Origin of the sequence: uncultured Eudoraea sp. (assembly GCF_947258925.1) — a bacterium.
Taxonomy (GTDB): Bacteria; Bacteroidota; Bacteroidia; order Flavobacteriales; family Flavobacteriaceae; genus Eudoraea.
Genome location: NZ_CAMYKG010000030.1, coordinates 36,597 through 51,373, shown reverse-complemented (window position 1 = coordinate 51,373; position 14,777 = coordinate 36,597). Strand labels below are relative to the sequence as shown.

At 37.5% G+C, this 14,777-nt stretch carries 12 protein-coding genes; 2 read left to right on the top strand and 10 right to left on the bottom strand.

Annotation, left to right across the window (positions count from 1 at the left end; genetic code table 11):
- The first annotated feature begins 262 nt into the window (after positions 1 to 262).
- Positions 263 to 397 carry a hypothetical protein gene (locus Q0X77_RS11380; protein WP_297797425.1) on the top strand — a complete coding sequence of 45 codons (135 nt, stop codon included), beginning with the start codon at positions 263 to 265 and terminating at the stop codon, positions 395 to 397.
- Positions 360 to 716 (top strand): hypothetical protein, encoded by a 357-nt coding sequence (locus Q0X77_RS11375; protein ID WP_297797423.1) that lies wholly within the window; start codon positions 360 to 362, stop codon positions 714 to 716. The genes Q0X77_RS11380 and Q0X77_RS11375 overlap by 38 nt, the downstream gene beginning before the upstream one ends.
- 50 nt (positions 717 to 766) lie before the next feature.
- Here the strand turns inward: Q0X77_RS11375 and Q0X77_RS11370 are convergent, their stop codons facing one another.
- The 10 genes from Q0X77_RS11370 to Q0X77_RS11325 form a co-directional block, all read right to left on the bottom strand.
- Entirely contained in the window at positions 767 to 1,699 is a 933-nt protein-coding gene (locus Q0X77_RS11370) for a transporter (protein WP_297797421.1), read from the bottom strand.
- A 21-nt stretch (positions 1,700 to 1,720) separates the two neighbouring features.
- The gene (locus tag Q0X77_RS11365) at positions 1,721 to 2,290 is read right to left on the bottom strand and encodes a DUF4136 domain-containing protein (protein ID WP_297797419.1); all 570 of its coding nucleotides are present in this window, start codon (positions 2,288 to 2,290) and stop codon (positions 1,721 to 1,723) included.
- The gene (locus Q0X77_RS11360; RefSeq protein ID WP_297797417.1) at positions 2,283 to 2,693 is read right to left on the bottom strand and encodes a hypothetical protein; all 411 of its coding nucleotides are present in this window, start codon (positions 2,691 to 2,693) and stop codon (positions 2,283 to 2,285) included. The genes Q0X77_RS11365 and Q0X77_RS11360 overlap by 8 nt, the downstream gene beginning before the upstream one ends.
- Positions 2,694 to 3,346: 653 nt before the next feature.
- The gene (locus tag Q0X77_RS11355; RefSeq protein ID WP_297797415.1) at positions 3,347 to 3,892 is read right to left on the bottom strand and encodes a YSC84-related protein; all 546 of its coding nucleotides are present in this window, start codon (positions 3,890 to 3,892) and stop codon (positions 3,347 to 3,349) included.
- A 92-nt stretch (positions 3,893 to 3,984) separates the two neighbouring features.
- A complete protein-coding gene (locus Q0X77_RS11350; RefSeq protein WP_297797413.1) occupies positions 3,985 to 4,833 on the bottom strand; it encodes a hypothetical protein in 849 nt (282 codons plus the stop codon).
- Entirely contained in the window at positions 4,826 to 5,725 is a 900-nt protein-coding gene (locus Q0X77_RS11345; RefSeq protein WP_297797411.1) for an AraC family transcriptional regulator, read from the bottom strand. Before Q0X77_RS11345 ends, Q0X77_RS11350 begins: the two co-directional genes overlap by 8 nt.
- A 4-nt stretch (positions 5,726 to 5,729) precedes the next feature.
- The gene (locus Q0X77_RS11340; protein ID WP_297797409.1) at positions 5,730 to 7,055 is read right to left on the bottom strand and encodes a vanadium-dependent haloperoxidase; all 1,326 of its coding nucleotides are present in this window, start codon (positions 7,053 to 7,055) and stop codon (positions 5,730 to 5,732) included.
- Positions 7,056 to 7,057: 2 nt separating this feature from the next.
- Positions 7,058 to 10,312 (bottom strand): VCBS repeat-containing protein, encoded by a 3,255-nt coding sequence (locus Q0X77_RS11335; protein WP_297797407.1) that lies wholly within the window; start codon positions 10,310 to 10,312, stop codon positions 7,058 to 7,060.
- Entirely contained in the window at positions 10,305 to 13,664 is a 3,360-nt protein-coding gene (locus Q0X77_RS11330; protein WP_297797405.1) for an FG-GAP-like repeat-containing protein, read from the bottom strand. Before Q0X77_RS11330 ends, Q0X77_RS11335 begins: the two co-directional genes overlap by 8 nt.
- A partial coding sequence (locus Q0X77_RS11325) for a VCBS repeat-containing protein (protein ID WP_297797403.1) occupies positions 13,665 to 14,777 on the bottom strand: 1,113 nt, incomplete at its 5' end.

Genomic DNA, 14,777 nt, shown 5'->3' with positions numbered 1-14,777 from the left:
ATTTGTTGGAATTGTATCCTGAGCGAAAGCCAAGCTGGTATTGAAAGTAAGGAATAGCAATACAATTAGTTTAGAAAATACTAGTGATTTCTGCATTGCTTTAATTTAAACCAGCTTTATGAAGTTTAAAATTAATCATATTACCGCTATACTTGTTCGTCTAGACAGCTATTTATTTTTGATAACAGGCGTATAATTTATACCACTTATTTACAGTAATTATGTCCTAAGAAGATAAAAAGGCTATTAAAAAGAAAATATTATGAAACAATTAAAAATAGTACAATTAGTAAGTTTTATGGCCTTGTCTGCTTTTCTATTTCACGCAACAGCACAACGCATAGATTTAGCGGTATATTATGGGTATCAATCGGGAACTATTAAAATACGGCTCTAACTATCTTAAAGCTTCCGATGGAGCATTTTTCAGGGGTATTGCAGGTTTCGAAGCAGGTAGTAGTACTATTCCGGAACTTACTTATATAAAGATGAATGCAGATTTCTTGATCAGGGGTGTTCTTATTAGTCCAACGGAAGACCGTTTGGCCGACCTCTCAATGAATTGGATTCACCTTGGTAGTACCCAATATTTTGATTCTTTATGTGATGTAACTGGAATAAAAATACAAGGAGACCTTATGTTTCCTGTTTCGTGGGGAGGCGTTTATGTAAATGGATTTGATACCGGTGTATACAGCCTGGGACAGCGATTATGAAAGCATTTACGGGAGGACTCTTATTTACGATAGATTGAATAACAGATTCTTTATTTGAAAGCTATAGACCAGGATAAAAGTACGGTATTTGTAGTAGCGCCAACATCTTTCAGGGTTTTGGAATAAACATAGGCTAATTTAAGACCCTGTTTGCCAGCAAAACTGGCACCAACAGAAGCCGCTCCTAAAAAGTTTGCTCTACGGTCATCATTGAATTGTTGATTTACAATGGAAGATGCTCCCTGGTTGTACCCGGCACTTATTGAAGCCCAGAAGCGCTTCTTAAATTGTCTTATAAGATGTGTTTGAAGGGCAAAAAGGGCCTTTTGTTTTAATTCGCCGCCATTAAAAAAATTAGTGTTCTTTGTAAAGAAAACAACGGAAGATGTAAGCTCATAGGACCATGGTCCCCAATAGTGCACCATACCTAGCTGCGGTCTAATGATAAAACGGTTACTACCCAGATTTAATAAAAAGGAATTTGAATATTGACCAAATGGCAGGGTTACAGAACAAGAAACTCCCAGGGTTGTATAAACCGGGTGGGATGCCCTGTATTCCTGTAATTCTTTAGGTCCCGAGGGTGGAGGACCTGTTAAATTTAAGGATAGCCTTATACGTGGGTCAGCTAGACCGTTTCTTTCTGCACTTGCCGTGATACCATTTAAAAGCCCTTCCCAACGGGAAAAAGAAAATGGAAGTAATACATCTACCCTGGCCAATTTATTTCCAAGCCGGAAAGGACGTACATATCCGGCAACAAAAGCATTACCTCTATAAGTTACATCTTCTGCCCCCAGGAGTGGATCAAAAAAAACCTCACCAGAAGTGTATGCATAGCCTGCGGCAATTATGTTTGTACCCAAGGGGATAGATGACCATCGGCGCGGTTCTATATCTTGTGAATAAGCTTGATGAAAATAAAGTATTGCAAAGCCTATGAGAATGCTTTTGTGAATTAAAGGTCTTAGAATAAATCCCATAGGTTTGGCTGAACTAGCGTGTTACTTCTTTTTTGTAATGGGGTATTTATTGAACATTTTTTTAACTGCTTTTGTGATTCTGGTTTTACCTTGATCAAATGTTGGAGAAATCATTCCTTTGGAAACAGCCTGCCAGATCAATTTGTTATTTTCAGTTTCTACGACATCCAAAATTACGGTACCTGCATTATATTCTTGAACCACTATTTCTTCAGCTTCCCAATGGTAATTTCGCTGTCCCATATATCTGGGGGCATCTCTGATATCAGTTTGTACCGTTTTCTGTTCGGCGGAAATTACAACACCAATATTAAGGATTAAGTCCGGATATGCTTGTACCTTTTCATATCCACGGGCTTGCATTTGTTTGTCTATTTCTGTGATCAAAAAGTTGATGCTTTCCTTTCTGGGTTCAAAATCAGGGATCGTGGTCACATTAAGACCATATACCTGAAAGGTTTTATATTTCCTAAAGTCTACTTTGGGAGCTTTATTATAAGAAATCAAAAGTTGAGAAATTCCAAAAAAGGGAATTGCAAGAAAAAGAGATACTGCACTTAATTTTTTAAATACTTTTTCATTATTATTCATTAGTTATCCCCCATCTTCTATACGCAGATCTTAAAAATTCTCCATAAATTTCCTTATGTATTTCAAATTGCTCCGGAGTAAGCAATTCTTTTAATTCTTTATCTTGTTTCGTTAATAAGCTGTTTAATTCTTTCTTAAATCGTTCCTCTGAATAACCTTTATCCTTGTCATCCAGGCGTGCTATTTTAGCCACATAATAAACAATTATGCTGCTGTATTGACTCATTTCCTCCTCATTGAGGTCCATTCTTTTAACTTCATCCTGGAACCAGAGTTGCAAATTGTCTTTTTCCTTAGAGGAAAAAATTTCAACTTTTCTTTCTTCCTTACTTAGTTCCTGTCCCTTTATATTAGAACATATAAGAAGACCGGTAATGCATAAAATTAAAGTAATACGATTCATAGAATGTAGATTTAAAATGAAATTAGATTTTAATTGTAATAATCAATCATTATTAAAGGCTTGTATTTTTATTGGAATACATTTAAGATTTTAACCTTACAAAAGCAAAAATAACTGATTTATAGATTAATTATTATTAAAGTAGATAACGTGCAATAGCTGATCTTGTTTTATTTGCTACATTAAAAATCTATAGTTTACGGATAGAAGTATAGATTTTCTATCAGCTATAACCCTGCCTTCGGCTCTAAACATCCGGTTTTTGTTGAGTTGATATTAAGCCTGCATTCGACTAATCCATGGTTCTTATAATTTATTTCAAAGTGCATTAACGAACGACAGTATTTCTGTCATTCGCGCCAAATCATTCAATACCAGGCGTTTGTAATTTCTTTTCGATTTCCAATTATCAGGAGTCAAGAAGATTCTCAGAATTATAAATATCCCAAAAATCAGCTATGTTAATTAATTAAACATAACTATGCTTAAAACAGCTCATTTACTGAGATGTAGATAAGGACAGGTCCGATTGCTTAAAATTTACGTTGACGAATGCCCTATAATTTCATTATTTGCATTGTCAATAATCAAGATAACATCAAATCCACAATGAAGATTTAACAGTATTACAATTTCACAAAAGATGAACAGAATTAATGAGGTTCAAAAGTAAACTTCTGCCCGCCTACGGATGCCTCATACATTAGCCCGCCTTTTACATGGGTAAAAATAGCTACTCCATCCTGGTAGGGGGCAACGGCTGCTCCACCTTCCGTAATAGCTACTGCCGAAGCCTGAGCACCAAATTTAAATTTACCACCAGTAAAACGGTCATAGGCAGCTTTATCTTCGAAGAAGATCAATTCGCTAAATTGCTGACCCCCTGCCTGTAGTCCAATAGAGGCCTGCCCTAATTTAGACTCACCGGTTGCGGTATTTCCGCGGTACACTAATCCTTTGCCACCGGCACCGCCTATTCCAAGGCCTGCCTTGGTGATTTTTGGAAAAATTGCATAGCCATAAGCCTCGGCAAAATAGGTTTTAAGTTTAGGCGCTTCCTTTTTCATTTCAGCAATGGCCTCATTGCATTCTTTCTCTAATTCAGGATTCCAACCAACTTGAGCGTATGTAGTTGAAGATATAATCAGGGTTAGTAAAAAAGTAAAGATTGAAATTTTAAGTGAGTGTGAGGTTTTCATTATTAAGCCTTTTTTAGTGTTTACAGTGTAAAAAGGTACTGATAAAGAAGTAAATAAACCAATGATAAATTGTCCAAAATTAGCTTTGATGCCTAAAAGCTATATGAATAAAGATTCCTTCCGGATTTATGTAGTTCTTCATCAGAAAGTAAGAGCGTATTATTATTGAGGAAAGAAATAGATTCCAATTGAGTCCTAATACCCAGATCAATTTCTTTAAGCTCCCCTTCAAAAAAATTAGCCAGCTTAAAATTGGTGAAGAGCCATAATCTTCCATAGCCCAGCAGGGCAATAGTTTTCCCGTCTGGCGAAATATCTGCCGATGTTATTTTACAGGTAGAAAAATCTGTACAGGCAACAAATTCTCCGAGATAAGTAGCCTTATAATTCCCTTTTTTCGCCGGTATTCGGTATATCAGGGCATTTCCTTTAAATGGATGGGATCTGTTTTTTGTTATCAGATAAAGGCTGTCTTTAGCATAAAAAATAGCTTCCGTATCATAAAGCAGGTTTTTCTGTTCTGGTGGAAATTTTTTTTGTTCGGGATAGTTAAATTCTATTTGTTCTGCTTTAATTTTATCTCCTTTTTCCTTTTCCGGATCCGGAATCTTATAAATAACAAGGTCTTTTCTTTTATTGGAATTATTTCCGGTATCCGCTATATATACATTGCCATCTTTATCCCTGGCCATATCTTCCCAATCCTTGTTTTTGGCATTTTTTACTTCGAGTTGGTTAACATACTTTCCCTTAAAATTTATTTGATATATTTTATCTGCACCTCCACTGTCATTAACTAACCAAACTGTGGAATCCCGACCTATGGCCATTCCTGAATTTTCGTCCAGTTTTTTGGGAATTTTAGTAATGTAAGTAAGCTGACCATAGTTGGAGCAACTTGTCAAAATGCTAAATAGTAAGATTACTGTAAATCTAATCATCCATATTTTTTAAAGGCAAATAAACCTCAGCTTTCCATCTAAGTGCATCCCCACCCATATTGGGGTTATTATGAAAAACTTCTACCGGCAGACCAGCAACTTCAAGATCATTTTTCGTGGCATAATTCATAAGTGCATACCAGGCTCTGTCAGATGAAATATAATTGCCATTATAAATTGCCATTAGGGCATCTCTGGAATTAAATTGCTTATACTTCAGGTCCGGATGTTCGGGCAATGAATCAGATTTAATTATCGGGTAGCAAAAGTCATAGTGTATACTGTCTGTTTCCATGTCCCACTGGGTGACTTCTATAAATGGCCTTCCATTTAACTCAATTCCGTTATTTGAAAGAATAGTATTTAACAAAGGGTAGTTGTACATCATACCTTTTGCCTTGCCCAATTGAGTGGTCTTCACAGAAACATAAGCACAATAGGTTGCTGGTAATTTACTCTCACCGGTAACTTTAACCCTGAAATTACTGATATGGTCATTAAGCTTTTCGTTAAAGTCTTTAACCGTGTTAACGGTGCGTTCTTCAAAATCAGTATGAGAAAATGGAATTGCAATTTTGTTTTGAAGACTATGTTCAAGATCCTTGACATAGACTTTTACCTTGGAAGTGGAGTCTGTTAGCGGAATAATTTCCCATTCATATAAAAAGGTTGAATCATTAAACTTTATCTTTTGTTCCAAATGAGATAAACCTTCTTGTTTCACTATCTGGGCGTCCTCTAGTGTTGAATTCCAAATTTTCAAGGATTGATTGATGGTCCCGGGAAATGTTCTGGTTTTGAACGTTACACGGTAATCGTAAGGTTTTATGAATAAATACCATACAATCCCCACTATTATAAGTGACAGTAAGACTGATAAGACTTTTTTCATATGCCTAGTTGGTCATGGTTAGGTTTTCCAAAACGAAATCACCTAGATCCCTACCTTGTTTTACACCAACGGCAACAGCTTTTCTATAGTGTATTCCTCCATACATTCTGCTGATTGCGGCTTCGTCTGCTGCCTCATTAAAGGAATTAAAACTTCTAACAGGCAAGCCGTAGGGCAATTCAGTATCATCGTCAAAACTAAAATTATCACCAAAAATATCAGTAAGTGCAGTTGCGGCCGCGCCGGAAACAACGCTATGACCGCTGGTATATTCCGGAAATGGCGGGGTTTGCAATACCGGCTTCCAGTTTTCATCTATATGTTCATTGATCAAAGTTTCAGGCCGGATTAAGTTACTTCTGTACTTTTCATCCCAACAACTAATAAAGGCATCTGCAATGGCAATGGATGTTTTGGTATATGCATAAACAGTTTTATTAAAATCACTATTGGTATTTTTAGATGCAATTTTAGCTATACCTATCCAATGTGCTCCGGGGGATATTTTCTTAGTGGCAAACATTAAATGGCCCCGTGTAACAGAAACATAAGGATTGCAATCCCAAAACTGAGCAATGGCAATTTCTTCAGAGCTATCACCCTTCTCGGTAATCTCCATACTAATGTCGTATACTTCTTTAACTTCTTTATAAAACTCCGAATCTTCTTCCATAGAAAATGGCGGGGGAGGATCTGGGACAAATTGGTTTGCCGAATCTATTACGAAAGGGCGAATTTTGTTCCAATGCGGCTCTATCCCGTCCATATATGCCGGAGGAGTAGGTTGCCATCTTGAAGGATCATCCGTATCCACGGTAAATTTAGGCATCGTCCGGGTCTGATTATAATTGTCATTTTTCATCCATTCCGCAATGTGTTCAGCCACTTGTAGACCATATGCTTTAGAGGCATTAAATTCACCGGGGTTTTTGGCTTCCCAGATAGTATAAAGGCTATCTCTGAAGGTGGCTAGTTTATCCTCAGAAAATATTACCCTACTGCTTACATCCATGTGCGCAATTAAGGCAGCCAACGGATAATTAACCGGTTTGGACGCATCTGGTTGCGGGATCGCCGTTAGTTCATGTGCCTGACCTTCCAAAGAGCGGTAATTTTCGTCGTGCAATGCTACTATTTCATATGCGGCAATATTGGGATAGGCATATATACGGCTTGCAACAGGCGGCGAAAAAATATCATGTATCATTATCTCCGTAACCTTGTCAATAGCCATATGCAACTCATCTGGTGTAACCACAATAGGTTCTTCACTCTTTTTGCAAGCGGCAAGAAGCACTATTGCCAACAAAATTCCTAACGTCTTCTTCATTTTCAATTATGTTTTATCAATTCATATACACGGGCCTTCTCATTATTGAAGGTTACCAATAAATAGGGTTCGTTCTTTAAGGTAATAATATTAAGATGTCTCGTCGATCTTTGAGAAAGATCCAACCCCATTTTATGACCCAAAATTACGTCATTTTTGCCTTTTATCATAGCTCCCGGGAATGAACCAAAACGGCCGTGATACGGTTTAACCCCAAAAAAATTGCCTGCGGCCAAAACCTCATCCGTACCTTCCTTGTCAAAATCATAGGCAAGAAAATCCATTATAGGAGCCCATTGCAATTCAGATTCGAATGGGACAAAGGTAAATTTACCATTTGTATTCTCCAGATATCCCGATTTCAACTCATTTACTGTTAAAAGTTTAGACCCATCCAATGTTTTCCTGTCAAATATTTCGTCAATAGTTTTGCCGGCAAAATCCTGGTAAGAAGTGTATTTTTTTCGCATCTCTACTAACTGTCCGGCGATACCATCTAAGCCTTCAAGGGGAAAGTATTTCCCGTTTTTGGGGATGGCAACAATAGTTTCTGTACTTCCATTTCCATCAAAATCTGAATAGAACATTTTCAATGGAAAATCTTCACTTGCCTTGAATTTATTATTTACTCCCCAATTTCCCAATAAATAATCCTTATCCCCATCCTTATCAATATCAAAAGCTATTACACTTTGCCAAAGTCCGTTTAATTCATTGTCCAGCACTTTCTTTTCAACAAGAGCACCTTTAATATTTTCAAAAAATTTGGGAGACATCCATTCACCTACTACTATGAGATCTTTGAGGCCGTCTCCATTAAAATCATCCCATATTGCATCTGTCACCATCCCGGCATTTTGGAGTTCTATATTCATTTCAATGTGGAACCGGCCATTATCATTTTTCAACAAATAAGATTCCGGGATTTTACCGAAATCATTAGATACAGCCTGGTTACCTATAAAAAGGTCAGGATCCCCATCGTTATCAAAGTCATTGACTTCAATTACGGATGCATTCTCAAAATATTCAGGTAGTGGTGCGGTTTTAAAAATAGAATCCTCCCGAACATAATAAGAATCTAATAAAGGAGACATTTTATTGTAGAAATCTGCACCACCGGAACCTAAAATTATATCAGATTTACCATTGGAAGTGAAATCGGCAATAGCTGCTGCAACATCTTCTTTAATGCTATCCTTGTATATTTCAGGGATTATTTCTTCTGCATATATGGAGTCTTTTTGCAAAAATATTCTGGAAGGAAAAAATTTGGAACCTCCGAAGAAAATATCTTCTTTACCATCATTATTGATATCCCCTATAGCGGTTGCCGGACCCCTGTTGGATATTTGGTAAGGAATAAGTTTTTGTCTGTTGAAATCCACATAATTATCTTCCGTATGCACAAAGTTGATTCCAAGGTTATCTTCAACCTCCCTGAAAATACTAGTCTCAGAAGGCCGAAGCGACCTGTAATCAAATGGCATTGTATTTTCAGGTGAAATACTTAAAGTTTGATTTGTACTAATGTTTTTTACAGTTTGAAATCGCCTATCCGGCCAGACTATTTTAAGCGAATCAACCTTTTCGGTTTTACCGTAGCCAAAATGAACTATAGGTTCGGAAGAGGATTGAAACCCGCGGATGGGATATAATTCTTTATACTGTAAAATCCCCTCGTGATAAGAAAATACTTTAGCCCCAATTCCATATGAATTAGGAGAGACGTATTTTAACTTAATTTTGAGGTAGTTAGCATTCCCATCGGTCTTATTGATATATAAACTGGCAGGGCTATTTATATTGTTGGTAACAAGATCCAGGTCCCCGTCATTATCAAAATCTGCGACCGCGGTAGCCCCTGAAACAAGTGTGTCCTTGACAATCCACGAATTCGATTTGTCCTCGAATAAAAGATCAGAATTTCCTCGAAATAAATAGTTATGCACTTTAGCTGAAGGCATCATATTAAGCGCCTGCTGGTCTACTAATTTGGTGTTACTTATTTTTTTCTTAATCTGCTCGTTTGAAGCAAAATTGATAAAATCGAGATCATTTGGACGTTTTGGGATACCATTCGAAATAAATAGGTCTTGCTCTCCGTCCTGGTCATAATCCCCAAAAAGGCCGCTCCAACTCCAATCTGTTGCAGCTATACCACTGTACAAAGCTATTTCTGCGAAGCTACTTCCCGGTTGATTTAGATGTAGCATATTTCTTGTAAACTGGTAATGGTATCCAAACTTTTCAATTCTCAATTTTTGTGTTTGAATATTGTCATCTCCTTCAGAAGATTTGAGGACAGTTTCATCTTCCGGGAGCATGTCTAATGAAAGAATATCCGGCCAGCCGTCATGATTTATATCTGCAACATCGGTGCCCATGGAGAATCGGGTGGTATGACCAAAATATTTCTTAATGCCTTCGGTGAAAGTTCCGTCTCCATTATTTAAATAATAGTAATCATCTTCATGAAAATCATTGCCCACATAGATATCGGGATATCCATCCTGATTGAAGTCTGAAACAGCAACACTCAGTCCATATCCGTTGATGCCTCCAAAAATACCGGCTTCTTCACTTACGTCCGTGAATTTTCCATTCTCGTTACGAAGTAACTTGTCTCCGGTTTGGTAGTTTCTTTTTAATCGAAGATCTGCCTTGCCAAAAGATTCCTGAGTATGTACGGCATGATTTAAAAGATAGATATCCAAATCCCCATCCAGATCGTAATCTAAAAAGGTAGCCGAAGAACTATAAGAATCAAAATCAAGACCGTAAGCAGCAGCGCTCTCTATAAAAGTATTATCTCCCTGATTGATATAAAGTTCGTTGTAACCGTCAAATCCATTTATCCCAACCACAGCGCATACATAGATATCCAACAGGCCGTCTCCATTCACATCGCCCATTACGGATCCGGTATTCCAACTGCTGTTTCCAGCCACACCGGCTTGTTCCGTGATGTCTTCAAATTTGAGTCCGCCCCTGTTCAGATATAGTTTATTCTTAACCATATTTCCGGAGAAAAAGATATCTGTGAGGCCATCATTGTTAATGTCACCTGCAGCAACACCACCTCCATTGTAGAAATACAGGTAATCCAAAATATTGAGATCGTCTGTTTCGGTAAGTGTGTTTTCAAATGACACCCCTGTTTCCGTAGGAGCGGGGTTATAAAATAGCTCACCTTCCTTGGAGCGACAAGCTGTAAATATTAAAATTACAAGAATACCTATTAGAGATTTATTCATTGAGTTCAAATATCTTAGGTTCTTTCTCATTAATTGCAGCTATAATGAAGGTCTTACCTGTTTTATCTTTAAACTGTTTCAAATGCTTTATCTCGTCCCTTATAAAGAACCCGCTGGTCTCATAGTCCTGCCACTCAAAGCCTAAAGATCCGTCACCTAGCAGTACATTACCATAGTTAGCATCTAATCTTGAATACTGGGGTCTAAATTCAAAATTATTTCCTCCTATGATGAGGTCTAAATTCCCATCATTATTTACATCGGTACATGTAATGCCACATATACAGGATAATTGGCTCCTTGAAGGAAGTTTAATAATTCTATAGTTCCCATTCCCTTCATTAACAGCTATTACCGATTCCGAAATGACCGATTTTTTCATAATTGAGTTCTCAAAAACTTCTTTTGGGAATAATTCAGAGATGGTCTTTGTTGAATACTCAGAGGCCTTTAGGTTTTGCTTTTTTAGGGCAACCATTTGCGCTGTTAAATCTTTTTTCTGGTGGATAGGAAGATCCTTGCCATCAATATTCTGTGTGACAATTTGTTCAATAGTACCATTATCGTCAAAGTCATTTACCCACATCTTCATAGGCCTGTTCTCCTCAGGTTTGTAATGCAGATTTTTTCCCTGATTACCCAGAATAAGATCATTATCTCCATCTTTATCTATATCCACGGCTTCCACTACATTCCACCATCCATGAAGGCTATCCAGTGCGGAGGAGCTCAGACTTAACCGGCGGCCGGAATTTTTGAAGATTTTTGGAGGTCCCCAGTCTTCGACGGTAATAAGTTCCTCTTTGGAATCTCCATCCATATCCGCCCATATAGCGTTGGTAACCATCCCGGTGTCTTTGAGGTCATAAGCATATCGTTCTGTGGCATCCTGAAAAGTGCCATCACCATTGTTTTCCAAAAACAAATGACCAGGATCTATTCCATAGGTGCCTACTACATTTCTTGAACCAATAAATAAATCTTCATCTCCATCATTATCAAAATCATTGGGTGCTATAGTAGAAATGTTTGAATAAGTAGAAGGTAGCTTTGCATCCGACTTTACAAAATTACCTCTTCCATTGTTTAGGTAAATACGTGCTCTGTAATTTCGCTCTTCACCAACCTCATTCCCGCCTGAACCTACAATAAGATCTAAATCCAGGTCGCCATCGGCATCAAAAAAAGCCGCTGCTGTATCTTCCAATTCTGCATCTTTTTCCAGTGCAATTTGGGGTAAGAGACTCAAAAGGCCTTTTCCATTGTGCTTATAAATAATGCCAGTTTGGTTTTTTGCCCCGCCAATAAAAATATCTTCGTTTCCATCACCATCTATATCACCTACAGCAAGGGCCGGACCTTCCTGTGATAGTTGCTTGTATATCAATCCCTCATAATCAAAATCATTATACATGTTTTCCTTGTGCGCGATAAGCTGAGTATTTGGAATTTCCTTTAGCAAAGAAGGTTTTTTCTCTTTTACAGGTGGAGTGTATACCTCCTTAGCATCAGAATGTTTGAAGGTAAGAAATTGATTAGCCGAAATATCTGTTAACCTTTCGGTTTTGTCATCCGGCCAAATAACCCTCAATGAATCTATGGTATTTGTTGCTCCTAATCCAATAGTCATTATATGGTCCATAGAAGATTGAAACCCCCGGGAAGGGATTAGTTCTTGTAAAATTACATTTTCATCATAGTAGAGCATCACGGTTGTTCCTACCGCGAATTTATTTTCTTTTGTACCTTCAAACTGAAGCTTTATATAGTTATTTTCTGTGATTGAGGTAGCATTATTTTCATAGACAAATGATTCCATATTCACATTGTTTACAACAATATCCAGATCTCCGTCATTATCGAGATCGCCATATGCTGCACCATTGGATAAGCTGGGAATATCCAACCCCCAGTCTTTATTGGCATTAGAGAATGTAAGGTCTCCATTATTTTTATAGGCATAATTGGGCTGCGGTCTGATAGGCATTTTATTGATAATGGAATCTATAGATTCTTTTTTGCCGGTTAGCACCATCTTCTGAATAATCTCATTGGCAAAAAAATCATTAAAATCGAGATCTGTCAGGTCATGATTCATGCCGTTTGTAATGTAAATATCCCTCAGGCCGTCATTATCCATATCAAATAGCAGACCGGCCCAACTCCAATCTGTGGCATCCACACCGCTGAAATAAGCTATTTCTGAGAACGATCCGTTCCCGTTATTTAACTGTAATGTGTTTTGAATGTACTGTTGGTAAAAGTCCTTGCTTTGCTTTAATTTATAGATATTATAGCCCTCAAATTCCATTACAGATTTTACCCGTTGATCAGGTTCGGGAAGCATGTCCGTAATAAAAATGTCCGCGTTACCGTCGTTATTAATATCCGAAATATCAATACCCATGGCAGATAAGGAAAGATGAGAAGTCCAATCTTTGATCTCTTCGTTAAAAGTGCCATCCTGATTGTTGATATAGAGATAGTCCCGTTCATAAAAATCATTTGAAATGTAGATGTCGGGATACAGGTCTTTATTGATATCTGTAACCATTACCCCAAGGCCAAATCCAATCAGACTTCCATAGATGCCTGCTTCTTCACTTACATCCACAAATTTGCCATCATCATTCCTTAAAAGCATATCCCCTACACCTTTAAAAATATCGGGAACTCCTTCCCAGTCCTGTGCCCTGGTGTTTCGTTGTTCTGCATATCCCAAACTACTTACAGGTATGTTGCTATTGTTGAGGATATATGCATCCAGATCTCCGTCTTTATCATAATCAAAGAACGAGGCATGGGTAGAAAATCCTGTTTTGGCTAAATTATACTGTGACGCCATTTCAGTGAATGTGAGATCACCGTTGTTTATATAAAGGTCATTGTCATGGTTATTGGCCTTCATATTTCCGGCATTGCTCACATAGATATCAAGATATCCGTCCTGGTTTATATCAACCATTACAACTCCGGTAGACCACGGCTTGGATCCTTTAACCCCTGCTTTTTCTGTAATATCCTCAAATTCTAAATTCCCTTTATTTAAGTAAAGTTTGTTCTCAACCATATTGCCAGTCATATAAATATCTGCCAATCCATCATTATTTATATCACCGATGGCTACACCACCCCCGTTATAAAAATTTCTATATTTAAAAATGTTGAAGTTTTTTTGGTTTTCAACTTTGTTTAGGAAGTCTATGCCCGTGCGTTCCGAAGGCAAAAGGGTAAAGAGTGATTGTTGCTTTTTGGCATCCTCCTTAGAACTTTCCTCTTCTGAATTACACGATATGGTTATTGCAAGTAAAAGTAAAACACCCGCTATTTTTTTTAATCCAGATATCATCATTTAGTTATATTCGTTATGTTTAGCCAAAATAATAGGAGTATCATTATTTATGGTCACTATATAGTAGTCGCTTCCTGCTATAGTAATGTTTTTAAGGTCTCTTGCAGGTCCGGGAACATCAAAATGCTGTCCGTTAACCTTGAGAAACCCTCCTTTTTTATCATTTTGCAAAATTACGCCATGTAACGCATCCATCCTACCTAATTGAGTGCTAATTTCATAATTATTACCTACAATTAACAAATCTTTAAATCCATCCTTATTGAAGTCATCTACTGCTATGGCATTTATAGATGAGGCCTGTGCAATAAGAGGTAATGGCTTCTTTTTAAATACGCCTTTACCATCATTTTCAAAATAGCAGCTTGCCAATTCATAAGCCTTCATTTTATTTGACTTATTCAACTTGCTGGCCGAAAAAAGATCTCTGAGGCTGGCCTTTGCAAAATTTTTATAGGAAAGGAATTCTTTATTCAAATAAGGCATTTGTTTTACCAATTCATCTTTAGATGCAAAAGGCGTCTCTTTATCCTGATGGAAGTAGGTGACAACCGGATCTAAGGTCCCGTTTTCATCAAAATCATAGCTATAGAGTGAAACAGGTTTTTGTTTTGAGGCCTTTAACTTACTATTCAGACCCCAATTACCACAGACCAGATCGATGTCCCCGTCATTATCAAAATCCTTGGCAACTATTGTATTCCACCAGCCGTGACTATATTCCAGGCCATTGCCATTTTGTAACTTCAATTTAGAACCATCATTCAGGAAAATAGATACAGGTGTCCAATAACCCACTGTAAAAAGATCTGGAAATCCATTATTATCTATATCTACCCATATCAAGTCTTTGACAAGTCCGATTTTTTGAAATTCGGGTGCCATTTCCATAGTTACATCCTCAAAATTTCCTCTGCCGTCGTTTTTAAATAAAAATTGATTTGGAATACCACCAAAGACCAGCGGTAGTTGATCAGAAGCTATTGTGATATCCAAATCCCCATCGTTATCAAAATCTGATGCAATAACCTTGGAGGCGTTAATTTCAACATTTTGAAAGGCTAAGGTATCTTTTTCATATACACCTTCAGTATTGAGGTAAAACCTGGGCCG